This is a genomic window from Enterococcus sp. S53, assembly GCF_016516865.1.
In the GTDB taxonomy this organism is placed as follows: Bacteria; Bacillota; Bacilli; order Lactobacillales; family Enterococcaceae; genus Enterococcus_D; species Enterococcus_D innesii.
Genome location: NZ_JACVUH010000001.1, coordinates 497,480 through 509,348, shown reverse-complemented (window position 1 = coordinate 509,348; position 11,869 = coordinate 497,480). Strand labels below are relative to the sequence as shown.

The 11,869-nt window shown below is 45.6% G+C and carries 12 protein-coding genes and 1 tRNA gene; 9 read left to right on the top strand and 4 right to left on the bottom strand.

Going from position 1 to position 11,869, the window contains the following annotated elements; all coding sequences use genetic code 11:
• Positions 1 to 2: 2 nt before the first annotated feature.
• Genes trpC through trpA form a run of 4 tightly spaced genes read left to right on the top strand, consistent with a single transcriptional unit; the run spans position 3 to position 3,368 of the window.
• A complete protein-coding gene (gene trpC / locus IAE45_RS02500; RefSeq protein WP_200124770.1) occupies positions 3 to 761 on the top strand; it encodes an indole-3-glycerol phosphate synthase TrpC in 759 nt (252 codons plus the stop codon).
• Entirely contained in the window at positions 758 to 1,405 is a 648-nt protein-coding gene (locus tag IAE45_RS02495; protein ID WP_142424353.1) for a phosphoribosylanthranilate isomerase, read from the top strand. The genes trpC and IAE45_RS02495 overlap by 4 nt, the downstream gene beginning before the upstream one ends.
• Positions 1,402 to 2,595 carry a tryptophan synthase subunit beta gene (gene trpB, locus IAE45_RS02490; RefSeq protein WP_142424352.1) on the top strand — a complete coding sequence of 398 codons (1,194 nt, stop codon included), beginning with the start codon at positions 1,402 to 1,404 and terminating at the stop codon, positions 2,593 to 2,595. Before IAE45_RS02495 ends, trpB begins: the two co-directional genes overlap by 4 nt.
• Positions 2,592 to 3,368 carry a tryptophan synthase subunit alpha gene (trpA, locus tag IAE45_RS02485; RefSeq protein ID WP_200124768.1) on the top strand — a complete coding sequence of 259 codons (777 nt, stop codon included), beginning with the start codon at positions 2,592 to 2,594 and terminating at the stop codon, positions 3,366 to 3,368. Before trpB ends, trpA begins: the two co-directional genes overlap by 4 nt.
• A gap of 148 nt (positions 3,369 to 3,516) precedes the next feature.
• Here trpA and IAE45_RS02480 read toward each other — a convergent pair whose 3' ends face one another.
• Entirely contained in the window at positions 3,517 to 4,374 is an 858-nt protein-coding gene (locus IAE45_RS02480) for a PhzF family phenazine biosynthesis protein (RefSeq protein WP_200124766.1), read from the bottom strand.
• Positions 4,375 to 4,487: 113 nt separating this feature from the next.
• Between IAE45_RS02480 and IAE45_RS02475 the strand changes: the two genes are divergently transcribed.
• Positions 4,488 to 5,024 (top strand): AAA family ATPase, encoded by a 537-nt coding sequence (locus tag IAE45_RS02475; RefSeq protein WP_081118050.1) that lies wholly within the window; start codon positions 4,488 to 4,490, stop codon positions 5,022 to 5,024.
• Between the two features lie 39 nt (positions 5,025 to 5,063).
• Here the strand turns inward: IAE45_RS02475 and IAE45_RS02470 are convergent, their stop codons facing one another.
• From IAE45_RS02470 to IAE45_RS02460, 3 genes are all read right to left on the bottom strand, one after another.
• Positions 5,064 to 5,486, bottom strand: a complete 423-nt coding sequence (locus IAE45_RS02470; protein WP_200124764.1) for an HIT family protein — start codon at positions 5,484 to 5,486, stop codon at positions 5,064 to 5,066.
• A 340-nt stretch (positions 5,487 to 5,826) separates the two neighbouring features.
• A tRNA-Arg gene (locus tag IAE45_RS02465) sits at positions 5,827 to 5,900 on the bottom strand.
• A gap of 145 nt (positions 5,901 to 6,045) precedes the next feature.
• Complete coding sequence (locus IAE45_RS02460) at positions 6,046 to 6,744, bottom strand: O-methyltransferase (RefSeq protein ID WP_200124762.1); 699 nt, start codon at positions 6,742 to 6,744, stop codon at positions 6,046 to 6,048.
• Between the two features lie 577 nt (positions 6,745 to 7,321).
• Here IAE45_RS02460 and IAE45_RS02455 point away from each other — a divergent pair.
• The 4 genes from IAE45_RS02455 to leuD are packed head-to-tail and all read left to right on the top strand — an operon-like array spanning position 7,322 to position 11,853.
• Entirely contained in the window at positions 7,322 to 8,842 is a 1,521-nt protein-coding gene (locus IAE45_RS02455) for a 2-isopropylmalate synthase (protein WP_200124761.1), read from the top strand.
• Positions 8,839 to 9,903 carry a 3-isopropylmalate dehydrogenase gene (leuB, locus tag IAE45_RS02450; RefSeq protein ID WP_200124759.1) on the top strand — a complete coding sequence of 355 codons (1,065 nt, stop codon included), beginning with the start codon at positions 8,839 to 8,841 and terminating at the stop codon, positions 9,901 to 9,903. Before IAE45_RS02455 ends, leuB begins: the two co-directional genes overlap by 4 nt.
• Positions 9,884 to 11,266, top strand: a complete 1,383-nt coding sequence (gene leuC / locus IAE45_RS02445) for a 3-isopropylmalate dehydratase large subunit (protein WP_200124757.1) — start codon at positions 9,884 to 9,886, stop codon at positions 11,264 to 11,266. Before leuB ends, leuC begins: the two co-directional genes overlap by 20 nt.
• Positions 11,266 to 11,853, top strand: coding sequence for a 3-isopropylmalate dehydratase small subunit (leuD, locus tag IAE45_RS02440; RefSeq protein ID WP_200124755.1), 588 nt, complete (start codon positions 11,266 to 11,268; stop codon positions 11,851 to 11,853). The genes leuC and leuD overlap by 1 nt, the downstream gene beginning before the upstream one ends.
• Positions 11,854 to 11,869 lie beyond the last annotated feature (16 nt).

Genomic DNA, 11,869 nt, shown 5'->3' with positions numbered 1-11,869 from the left:
ACATGGATTTTTTAGAAACGATCATCCAGAAAAAAGTTGAAGAAGTTGCCGCGATGCCACAAGAAACCGAAAAGGTCGTAGCGAAACGCCCATCATTTTATCAGCATGTCAAGGACCGACCACAGAAGATGCACCTTATTGCTGAAATCAAGCGTGCTTCACCCTCCAAAGGAGACATCAACCAAGGGATCGATCCTGTCGCTCAAGCGCAAGCGTATGAATCTGCAGGGGTCAGCGGGATTTCCGTTTTGACCGACCAGCAGTTTTTTAGAGGCTCGCTGGCAGATCTTAAAGCAGTCAGCAAAGCCGTCTCGGTACCTATACTATGCAAAGACTTCATTATCGACAAAAAACAATTGATTCGCGCCAAAAATGCGGGTGCCAGTATCGTTTTATTGATCGTGGCTGCGTTGGATCCAGCCCGTTTCGTCGCGCTGTATCAAGAAGCCGAAGCACTAGGGTTGGAAGTACTCGTTGAGACCCATAATGCGGCAGAATTTCAACAAGCCCAAGCAGTAGGTGCCAAAATCATCGGCGTCAACAATCGTGACCTAAAAACCTTTGACGTATCCTTGGATGTAAGTGTTGCTCTAGCGCCTCAGCCATCAGAGGCGATTTACATCAGTGAATCTGGTATTCGAACTGCCGCCGATGTGCTGCAGCTTGCACCGTTTTATCATGGAGTCCTCGTTGGAGAAACGTTGATGAGAAGCAATCGAATTGCTGAAACAGCAGCAGATTTGCAGGTGAGTCGACCATGACCAGAGTGAAAATTTGCGGACTCACCGAACGCCTCCATGTCGAAGCTGCCATCAATGCTGGAGCAGATTACCTTGGCTTTGTTTTTGCCGAAAGCCGCCGGAGAATCGATCCGACACAAGTCCGCAAGATAACGGAGCAAGTACCCCAAAATATAGGGAAAGTCGGAGTCTTCGTTTCTCCAAGTTTTGAAGAAGTTCAAGCGGCAATTCAAGCCGCCCAGCTGACAGCGATTCAGCTCCATGGAAAGGTCTTGCCATTTTTGCAAACAGCTATCCAGACAGGCACTTTTGCGCATCAAAACATCGCTGTGATTCAAGCCTTTGATGGAGAAGCAGATACTTTAGAACAAGATTTCCTAAGCTGCGATGCAGATTTTGGGTTATTGGACGCTCCAGTAAGAGATCACTCTTATGCTGGCGGCAACGGCCAATCCTTTGATTGGCAAAAAGCGGCGAGAAAACCGTTGCCGTTGTCTGAGCGATTTTTTATTGCTGGCGGTTTGCACGCGGAAAATGTAGAAGAGGCGATCCAACTTTTTAGGCCCTATGCTGTCGATGTTTCTTCAGGCGTGGAAACTCAGGGCAAGAAAGACAGTCGGAAAATCGAACAATTTATTCACTTAGTAAAGGAGAAAAAAAGATGACTCAGTATCCCACAAAAGCAGGATTTTATGGTTCTTTTGGCGGACAGTTTGTGCCAGAGACATTGATGTATGCAGTCAAGCAATTAGAAACTGTCTACCGTGAAGCACAAGCGGACGCAAGTTTTCAAGCAGAATTACAGGAATATTTGCAAGAGTATGTAGGAAGAGAGACCCCCCTTTATCATGCCCAGCGCTTGTCACAACACTTAGGCGGTGCCAAAATTTATCTGAAGCGAGAAGATTTGAATCATACGGGCGCCCATAAAATCAATAATGCGTTAGGGCAAGTCTTATTAGCAAAACGGATGGGGAAAAAGAAAGTGGTAGCGGAGACCGGTGCTGGGCAGCATGGCGTCGCCACCGCGACTGCGGCCGCGTTGTTCGGTATGGAATGCACGATTTTTATGGGCGCAGTAGATGTTCAGCGGCAAGCACTAAACGTCTTTCGAATGGAATTATTGGGAGCAAAAGTGGTTTCAGTCACTTCAGGCAATCAGACATTGAAAGATGCTGTCAATGAAGCGCTGCGCTACTGGGTCGCAACCGTCGAGGACACCCATTACGTGATGGGTTCCGTACTCGGTCCGCATCCTTTTCCAGAGATCGTTCGAGATTTTCAAAGTGTGATTGGCAGTGAGACACGGCGGCAACTATTAGAAAAAGAAGGGCAACTGCCAACGACAGTCGTTGCGTGTGTTGGCGGCGGCAGCAATGCGATGGGAATGTTTTACCCTTTCATCAACGATCAGACCGTTCGTTTGATTGGCGTTGAAGCAGCTGGAAAAGGCGTGGATACTACCGAGCATGCGGCGACTTTAACGAAAGGCAGTATCGGTATTTTACATGGTACCAAAATGCATTTGCTGCAAGACGATGATGGGCAAGTGATTGAACCCTATTCGATTTCAGCTGGTTTGGATTACCCAGGGGTCGGTCCCGAGCATTCTTATTTGAAGGAAATTGCACGCGCGGAGTATTTCGCGGTCACTGATGAAGAAGCTGTTGACGCCTTTTATCTCTTGTCTCAAATCGAAGGCATTATTCCCGCTTTGGAAAGTGCTCATGCCGTTGCCTATGCTTTAAAGTTAGCGCCAACAATGACAGCAGAAGAACGCTTAGTGATCTGTTTGTCTGGGCGAGGGGACAAAGATGTTCAACAAATCAAAGATCGGAAAGGAGCAGCGAAATGACCAGCAAAACATTGACGATGAAACTAAAGGAGCGCCAAAAACAAGGCAAGCCACTGTTTGTCCCTTATATCATGGCGGGGGCCAACGGACTGGAACGCCTGCCGGCAGAAATCGAACTGTTGACGACACATGGCGCAGCCGCCATTGAAATCGGCGTGCCCTTTTCAGACCCAGTCGCAGATGGACCAATCATCCAAGCAGCTGGAATGCAGGCATTAGCCAATGGCACCACTTTAAAAAAGATCATTGCTGCGCTGCATACCATCCATTCCGAGGTTCCACTGGTATTGATGGGGTATGCCAACTCATTCTTTCATTATGGCATTGAACAGCTAGCAAATGAATTAAAAACGACAAATGTGAAAGGGTTGATTATTCCAGATTTGCCCTTTGAACATCGATCGCTAGTAACGCCTACGTTTGATGCGGCGGATCTCGCGCTGATCACATTGGTTTCCTTGACCAGTCCGCCAGACAGAATTCAGACACTGATCGAAGAAGCGGAAGGATTCGTTTATGCTGTGACAGTGAACGGTGTCACTGGAGAAGATCGCCAATACAACGAACAGCTGGATCAGCATTTGCAAGCCATTTCGGAAAAAAGTCCGATTCCAGTACTAGCTGGTTTCGGGGTCTCGACCCATGCAGACGTGCAGCGCTTTGCCCAAGTGTGCGATGGGGTAGTGATCGGTTCAAAAATTGTAGCAGCGCTTCAAAACGAGCCACTGCCTAAAGTCAGTGAGCTGTTAGCAGAACTTGTTGGTAAGCCATAGAAAATCAATGTGAGGAAAGAACCCGATTTGGGTTCTTTTTTTTTGAGAAAACTAGTATTCGAGATATTGATGGGCTGCTATGGAAAAAAGAACGCGATCTGTGAAGAGGAAAAAAAGGCTGATGGAAGATCAGCCCAAATTACCATGATTATGCCAGTGTATCCGTGTCGATGGTGACTGTCTTGCAATAATGCCCTCTGCCCCCAACGTAAACACGTTGGATTTCCTTTTGTGAGGACGTAGCGAGTTTGACAAAAATTTCAGAAGGTTCACCTAAATTGCTGCCTTGCTCAAAGCGATACACTTCTTTTTCGAGAGCACACTTTTGATATAAGAAGCAAGCCAAAGCGGCATTGGAAGTTCCTGTGGCAGATTCTTCGTTGATGTCAAACAATGGGGCAAAGTTACGGCAAACGATTCGTTCTTTTTCCATTGCATATAAGTGCATGCCAACCACTTGTTGAAGCGCACTTACTTTTTTTATTTCCTCAAAATCAGGTACAACTTGCTGCAACTGTGCCGTTGTTTTGATTGGAACAAGGATATCCTTCAATCCAGTCGAAACGATTTGAATAGGAATTTGATCATTGATAGCATTGGTATCGAAACAGTCAGCTAATTGTTCTAGTGAAAGCACATCTGAAAACAGTGGTTTGTTCTGTTCCATGAAAATAACACCGTCCTTGATGGTGATCGACAAACGTCCGGCGTTGGTGTCGATGCGATACTGTTGCTTGGAAAGTTTGTTTAGATACGATAATAGGGCAAAGGAAGCAATTGTTGCATGTCCGCATAAGTCAACTTCTTCTTTTGGCGTAAAATAGTCAAATCGGAAATCGGCCTGCGGGGATTTCGATAAAAAAGCTGTTTCTGAAAAGCCTAACTCTTTTGCGACGGCTAACTTTTGGTGTGGTGTAAGGGGCTGTTCCAGCAAAACGACTCCAGCCTTGTTGCCACCCGTTTGGTTTTTACTAAACCCGCTTGCGATATGTACCGTTATCTCCATAGGACACCTGCTTTCTTTATTCTTGTCAAGCATAGCATATTTTTTGCATACGAGGAGATGAAAACGGATTAGTTGATCGTGTTATACTGAAGGTACGAAAGAGGAGGGACTTCATGAAGAGAGGAAAAGTAATTGTAGTGAGTGGCGTTACAGCGTCCGGCAAAACGACATTGATTCGTGAAATGAGTAGATTGACAGATGGAATAGTGATCTCTTTTGATGATTATAGTATCGATGCATTGCCCTCAGCACCATCTTTTGATTATTTTTTACAAGATCCCTGCGCAGCGATCAATCAATATGACATCAGTCTGCTACTGAAAGATTTGAAGAGAGCGATGCTCCTTTACCCAATCATTTTTGTAGACTTTCCCTTCGGATATGAACACCAAGACTTGCGTCAGTTGATCGATACGGTGATTTATTTGAAAACACCACTAGATATTGCTTTTGCTCGTCAGATTAAACGGGATTATACGAACGAATCAAAAGAAGCGATTTTGACTTGGGCAGATACTTATCTTTGCTATGCAAGGGAGCTATTTGTTTTACACGAACAGATCATTGCTGAAACAGCCGACTATGTACTGGATGGTGCTCTACCAGCTGATCAGCTAGCAGAACAAGTCAAGCATTATCAAGTATTTTAAGAAGCGCTTTTAAGCAAGATTTATTCTACTGAGTCTTGTTTAATCTCCTTCATTATCTGTTTCAAAGGTCAAAAATGCAGCTGCTTCCTCTAAAGAGAGCGCTGCTCCATTGAATGAGGGCCACGCATTAATACCGTCACATTTTTTTCTCGGAATCAAGTGAAGATGAAAGTGAGGGACTGATTGACCCGCTGCTTGATTTGCTGCGCTTAGCAAATTAATCCCATCAAATCTTAAGCGAGTGACACAATGATCTGCTATTTTTTGAACCGTTTGAATGAGGTGAGCAAGAAGAACGGGGTCGCAGTCTAAAATACTGGTGTAATGTTTTTTAGGAATAACCAGCATATGATAATCCACGTCTTTGGCATGATCAAGGAAGGCGCAAACACTGTCATCTTCATAGATTACATGGCTTTTTATTTTTCCAGATACGATGCGACAAAAAGGACATTCTTCCATCAAAATTCCTCCTATGGAATAAATTTTGTTCGTTGTGTTCGAGAAGTATAATATCTAAAAATGTGAAGCTACGGGATTATGGGAAACCATAAACGATCTTTGCAATTAAGCCGCTCTTCGAGAGGATAATATCATATTTATTTAGCAGTTAAAACTATATGTGATAATTCATGATGTTTTAGATAATTAGTTAATAGGTTGTTTGCAAAAGAAAAGCACCGTGCTGCTGATTTGTGGTAAAAGTGACGTTTGAAAAAAGTGATTTTTAAAAAATTTGTCAAAAAAATCGCTAGGAATCAAGATTCCTAACGATCTGCTAGCGCTATGCACGATAATATAACGTTCCAGGAGGGATTCGAACCCCCGACCGTTCGCTTAGAAGGCGAATGCTCTATCCGGCTGAGCTACTGGAACAAATAATTTTTAGCGAATGCTCACTTCGCCTCAGTTGTTGAAATCAATCAGCAACAAATAACATTATAGAAAAAGGGCGCAGCAATGTCAATCGCTTTTCGCCCTTTTCTTATTTTTTCTTTGGAAAAAGGAAGCGCAGTTGCCCTCAACCTTTCTCAGGTTCCTCAAGTATTACGCTATCGGCTTCTTTCGTAATGAGAATCACGCCATCTCCTAAAGGGACGAGGGTGGAGGTCAACTGAGGATGGTTCATCACGGTATCCAAGAAAAGATTCAATTTGCGATGTATCGCTCGCTGGTTGCGCGGGATTTCTTCGATGGGTTGTAGAATCGTTCCAGCTTGAAACACGTCATCCACCATCAGCACACCGCCTTTGCGTAATAGACGCAGACATTCTGGTAAAAATTCAATGTATTTCGATTTGGCGCTGTCCATGAAGATAAAATCATAAGGGCCACTCAATGTAGGCAGGACATCTGCCGCTTGTCCTTCTAAGAGCGTGATTTTGTCTTCATTTCCTAAGCGAGCATAGGTTTCTTTGGCTTTGCGGATCATGACGTCAAAGCGGTCGATCGTTGTGACATGCCCCTCTTTCACACATTGCGCCATCAAGCTTGAAGAAAAACCGATCGCTGTGCCGATCTCAAGGATTTCTTTTGGCTGGAGCTGTCCCAATAAAAACTGCAAAAAGACCACAGTTTCATGTGGGATGATTGGCACTTCTTTTTCATGAGCGGCTTGCTCGATTTCACCAAGTTCGCCGGATAATTGTTTTTGTTTTTCACGCATAAACGCCACTAGTTCTGGTTTGACTACTGGACGATGCATCATTTCGTTGCGCATCTTCATCCTCCTAATTTATCGTTGCCCCTTATTATACGAATAACTTACCTTAAGTTCAATCTTTTCGAGTCTTTGGGAACAACAAAAAAACCAGTCATATGACTGGCAGGATAAAGGGGTGAAAAAATATTTTTGGGATATTTCTATCATAACGGTGTTATGTGGAGGTTTGGTTAAAATCCTGTGAAGATCTCGTCAGGTTCTGCTTAAATTTTCATCAAGGAAGAAAAGCAACCCATCATCAGGGTGAAAACGAACTTTTTATCGAAATATTCAGAAAATTCAGGGAAAAGTGTTGACAGAGGAACCTGCTGTTTGGTATCTTCATAACAAGATAAAAAAAGTGATAGGTGACGACGATGGATAAACGATTGAAACAAACAGCAGCATTTTTATTATTATTATCGTAAGGACTCTTTTTCTATGACCCGCCTTTTTAAGGCATCATTTGAAGAGTCCTATTCGCATTGCATGAAGGAAACCCTTTATGGAGTGCTTTTTTTATACCATTTTTTCAATGGTGTTTGAATGATATCGAGCCAATCGTGCATCTACAAAAGCTTAGGAGGAACTAGTGATGAGAAAAATCCAGTTTTTTGATACGACATTGAGAGACGGTGAACAGACCCCAGGCGTCAACTTCAATACGAAAGAAAAGGTTCAATTGGCGCTGCAATTAGAAAAATGGGGGATCGATACGATCGAAGCAGGCTTTCCGATTGCATCAGAAGGAGATTTTCAAGCAGTCCAAGCGATTGCTGGGGCGGTGACGAGGATGACCGTTGCAGGACTTGCCCGTTGTCAAAAAAAAGACATTGATCGTGCTTATGAAGCTCTTCATCAAGCCAGCGATCCGCAAATCCATGTCTTTCTAGCAACCAGTGAGGTGCATCGCCAGTACAAGCTGAATATGACGAAAGCAGAAGTACTCGCTTCCATCAAAGAACATGTGGCTTATGCCCGTGAACGCTTTGAAAAAGTTCAATTCTCGCCAGAAGATGCCACACGCACCGATAAGGCTTTCTTACTTGAGGCGGTTCAAACAGCGATTGATGCCGGAGCGACGATCATCAATGTGCCCGATACAGTAGGGTTTACCAATCCTACAGAATATGGTGCACTTTTTGCCTATTTGATTGGCAATATCAAAAGCGAGCAGCCGATCATTTTTTCTTCCCATTGTCATGATGACTTGGGAATGGCGACAGCCAATGCGCTGGCAGCTATCGAAAATGGTGCTGATCGGGTGGAAGGAACGATCAACGGGATCGGCGAGCGAGCGGGCAATACCGCATTAGAAGAAGTGGCGCTGGCGTTGCATATTCGCAATGATTTCTATCAGGCTACCTCCAACATCAAATTAAATGAAACGAAACGCACCAGCGATTTGGTAGCGCGTTTGTCAGGAATCACGGTACCGAAAAACAAAGCGATCGTCGGCGGCAATGCCTATGCCCATGAATCTGGGATTCATCAAGATGGCGTCTTAAAAAATCCTGAGACCTACGAAATCATTACCCCACAGTTGGTGGGGGTAGAAACCAACTCGTTGCCTTTAGGCAAACTTTCTGGCCGCCATGCCTTCGTCGATAAAATGCAGCAACTGGGGTACCAGTTTGACCAAGAAGAAACCAACGAATTGTTTAAACGTTTCAAAGAGTTAGCAGATAAAAAGAAACAAGTGACCGAACAAGATTTGCTGGCTTTGGTGGCTGATCAAGGCCGCAGTCAAGAAGGCGGCTGTGAGTTGGACGCCGTTCAGCTACAATATGTGTCCAATGGCCATCAAGGAGCGGTGGTTTCTATCATCAAAGATGAGGAAAAACAAGTGGCATCAGCTATCGGTGCCGGCAGTATCCAAGCAATCTACAACTCGATCGATCAGATTTTCCAGCAGCAGCCGAAGCTGTTGAATTATGAGATCACTGCCTTGACCAGTGGGGAAGATGCGCAAGCCGAAGTGCACGTGGTTATTGAATGCCAAGAAACCAATGAAAAAATCAGCGGGATCGGCTTAGACTTTGATGTCTTGCAGGCGTCAGCCAAAGCCTATGTACAGGCTAGCGCAGCTCTAAAGAATCGAGGTGTCCTTGTTTGAAAAAGATCGTGGTTTTAGCAGGAGATGGCATCGGACCAGAAATTATGGCCAGTGCCCTTGCGGTATTGAAAGCGGCTTGTCCAGACCATCTCCAACGCTTTCATTTTGACCAGCAGCCATTTGGTGGTGCGGCGCTGGCACTTACTGGAGAGCCATTGCCGCAAGAAACACTACAAGCTTGCCAGCAGGCGGATGCGATCCTTTTAGGAGCCATTGGTGATCCAGTTTGGGAAAACGCACCGATAACACCCGAGAAAGGACTTTTGAATTTGCGTCAAGCGTTAGGGCTATACGCCAATATTCGACCCATCAAAGTAGTTGATGCGGTGATTGCTTTGTCTCCCATCAAAGAAGCGATCCTTCGGGGGACAGATTTTGTCATCGTTCGTGAGTTGACTGGCGGTATCTATTTTGGCGAAAAAGCAGAAAAACCTGAAGAAGCCTACGACATCAATCATTATCATCAAGCAGAGATTCGACGGATTTTGCGTAAAGCCTTTGAGATCGCCCGCACGCGGAAGAAGCGGGTTCTCTCTGTCGATAAAGCAAATGTGTTGGCGACTAGCCGACTTTGGCGCCGGTTAGCGGAAGAAACGGCACAGGAATTCCCAGATTGTCAGTTGACTCATCAATATGTTGATTCCGCCGCTATGAAAATCATCCAAAATCCCAAAGACTTTGATGTAATCGTGACAGAAAATCTCTTTGGCGACATTTTAAGTGATGAAGCCTCGGTTTTGCCAGGGTCATTAGGAGTGCTGCCTAGCGCAAGTCATGGCGCAGAAGGGGTTTCTTTATATGAACCGATTCATGGCTCGGCACCGGATATTGCTGGGCAAAATTGCGCCAATCCGGTTTCCATGATTTTGTCTGTCGTCATGATGCTAAGAGAGTCCTTTCAAGAGGAAGAGCTGGCGGATACCATCGAAAGTGCTTGTTACGAGGTAATGGATGCGGGGATCTTGACCCGCGATTTAGCTGGTACGGCAACGACAACTGCCTTTACAGAAGCGGTTATTGCACAGTTAGGAGTGAGCAATTATGGGGAAAACGCTGTTTGATAAACTATGGGATCGGCATGTCATCACAGGAGAAGAAGGGCAGGCGCAGCTGCTTTACGTCGATCTGCATATGATCCATGAGGTGACGACACCGCAAGCCTTTGAAGGGTTGCGGCAAGCGGGACGGACAGTCCGTTGTCCCGAAAAAACCTTCGCAACGATGGATCATAATGTGCCTACCAAAGATATTTTTACTATCACCGATCTGGTTGCAAAAAAGCAAATGGATACGTTACGTAAAAACTGTCATGATTTTGGGATCGAATTGTGTGACAATGGCTCTGCCAACCAAGGAATTGTCCATATGGTTGGCCCAGAAGTAGGCTTGACGCAACCAGGAAAAACGATCGTTTGCGGTGATTCCCATACTGCCACCCATGGCGCTTTCGGCGCGATCGCGTTTGGGATCGGTACGAGTGAAGTGGAGCATGTCTTTGCGACACAGACGATTTGGCAGACAAAACCGAAACGGATGGGCGTTGAGATCACCGGTCAGCTGCAGCCGGGGGTGTACGCCAAAGATATTATTTTGGCATTGATTGCGACCCATGGCACTGATTTTGGTGGCGGCTATGCCGTAGAATTCTTTGGCGAAACGATCCGTAGCCTGACGATGGAAGAACGCATGACGATTTGCAATATGTCGATCGAAGGTGGGGCGAAAATGGGCTTGATCGCACCTGATGAAACGACCTTTGCTTATGTGAAGGATCGACGCTTTGCGCCACGAGCGTTTGCCAGTGCGGTGGCTGATTGGCAAACCCTTTATACCGATGAAGATGCCAACTATGATGCCCTGATCACCCTAGACGCAACAACCTTAGAACCCTATATCACTTGGGGCACCAATCCAGAAATGGGGGTACCAGTCAGCGAAGCGTTTCCTGAAGTGCGGGATCACAATGATCAGCAAGCCTATGAATATATGGCGCTGCAACCTGGACAGACAGCTGCTGATATCCCTATTGAATACATTTTTATTGGATCGTGTACCAATGGTCGGTTGTCTGATCTGCAAGAGGCAGCGGCGATTTTGAAAGGGCAAACTATCAAAAAAGGGGTCACGGGTATTATCGTTCCTGGTTCACGCCCTGTCCGTAAAGCAGCGGAAGCGATCGGTTTAGACAAAGTCTTTATTGACGCTGGTTTTGAATGGCGGGAGCCTGGCTGTTCCATGTGCTTAGGAATGAATCCTGATAAAGTACCAGAAGGCGTCCATTGTGCCTCCACATCAAACCGCAATTTTGTTGGACGGCAAGGAAAAAACGCGCGGACGCATCTCTGTAGTCCAGCGATGGCGGCAGCAGCTGCGATTCATGGGCGCTTTGTCGATGTACGAGAAGTGGTTGGAGGTGTTGGTTAATGGAAGCTTTTACGCAATTTGAAGGTACGACGCTGCCTTTGATGAATGACAATATCGATACCGATCAAATCCTACCGAAAAATTATTTGAAGCGCGTTGAAAAAACGGGCTTTGGCGAATTTTTATTTGACGATTGGCGCTATTTGCCGCAACGTAAGCCTAATCCAGCATTTATCTTGAATGATCCAGCATATCAGACCGCTCAAGTCCTCGTCACTGGTGATAATTTTGGTTCTGGCTCTTCTCGAGAGCACGCGGCATGGGCGCTGTTGGATTACGGCTTTAAAGCCGTGATTGCTGGCAGCTTCGGTGATATTTTCTATATGAATGCCACCAAAAACGGGCTGCTGCCCATCGAGCTGCCTTTGACTGTTCGCCAAAGGATCGCTTCGCTGCCTGCTTCAGAAAAAATCAGCATTGACTTGGCAAGGCAATGTGTGACCGTTGCCGGGGAGGAGCATTTCTTTGCAATCGATGCTACCTGGAAACACAAATTGATCCACGGTCTCGATGAGATCAGTATCACCTTGCAGGAAGAGGCGAAAATCAACGCCTATGAGCAGACTATTCCAGCGTATTGGCAATAGGGCTAGGGGACTGGTT